1 protein-coding gene is annotated in these 1,315 nt (G+C 52.3%); it reads left to right on the plus strand.

Features of this window, described 5'->3' with window-relative positions; genetic code table 11:
• The coding region (locus HWQ67_RS18770) for an ATP-binding protein (protein WP_218254220.1) at window positions 1-1,315 on the plus strand (1,315 nt) is incomplete at both ends.

Consider the following 1,315-nt stretch of genomic DNA (forward strand, 5'->3'; position numbering starts at 1 on the left):
ACACTTCGCATGTAAACAAACATGAAGGCGAGATCGTACCAGTCCACCTGGCTGTTAAAGCCATGCGCGACAGTGGCTACAGGAATACTGCCTATGCCCTTGCAGAGTTGATCGACAACTCCATCCAGTCGGGTGCTGCTGATGTGGAGGTCTTTTGCATTGAGGAGTGCCAGATCGTCAATCAGCGCGAACGCCGTAGGCTGATACAAATCGGGGTGCTCGATAACGGCAGTGGCATGTCCCATACGGTACTCCGAGATGCCCTGCAGTTTGGCAACGGTACGCACCTTGATGACCGTTCAGGTATTGGTCGGTTCGGGATGGGGCTACCGAACTCTTCTATCTCGCAATGCCGTCGGTTGGAGGTATGGACATGGCAGAGTGGACCCGACAACGCCCTTTGGTCGTACCTGGATGTCGGAGAAATTGAAAATGGTGCTCTCTCCTTGGTCCCTGTTCCGGTACATAAGAAACTCCCGGAGGAGTGGAGGCAACGCAGCGAGAATATCAAGACCTGCGGCACACTCGTCCTTTGGCAGAATTTTGATGAGCATCGACTGACTTGGCGACGGGCTCGAGCGACTCTCGAACATACCGAGATTCTGGTCGGACGCATGTATCGGAAGTTTATTGATGGTGGAAACGTTTGTATCCGGTTGGTCACCATGGAAGATGGGAGGTTTACGCTTGATCGTGTTGCTCGAGCCAACGATCCCCTTTACCTGATTTCACCATCGTCGACCAATTCCCCCTTTGACGTGAAACCCATGTTTCAAAAATGGGGGGAGCAAGACGAGGTTTTTGATGTTGCCTTCGACGGAACTACCCACAAAGTGGTTGTGCGGATCAGTTGGGCACGTCCTGAGACAGTTCCCCAGGATGGTGCAAATCGGGGAGATAAACCATATGGCAAACACGCAGCAAAAAATGTCGGTGTTTCCATCCTCCGTGCAGGTCGTGAACTTGACCTTGACCAAGGTTGGGCCATCGGTTACGACCCAGTAGAGCGTTGGTGGGGGGTGGAGATTGAGTTTCCTCCCGCCCTTGATGAGGTGTTCGGTGTCCCCAATAATAAGCAGTCGGCATCCATTTTCTCCGCTATGGCCAAGTTCGATTGGGAAAGCGAAGCCGAGCAAGGAGAATCATACACTGCCTTCAAAGAGAGGCTTCAGGTTGATGGTGATCCGCGTGCTCAACTTATTGATGTTGCGCAATATATCCAAGACCAGCTTAAACAGGTTCGGATACGACTAAAAGATCAGACAAAAGGAACCCGGGGTAGCAGCGGTGGTCGTCGACATGAGGAACCTTCGGT

The organism is Candidatus Magnetobacterium casense, assembly GCF_019173545.1.
GTDB classification, from domain to species: Bacteria; Nitrospirota; Thermodesulfovibrionia; order Thermodesulfovibrionales; family Magnetobacteriaceae; genus Magnetobacterium; species Magnetobacterium cryptolimnobacter.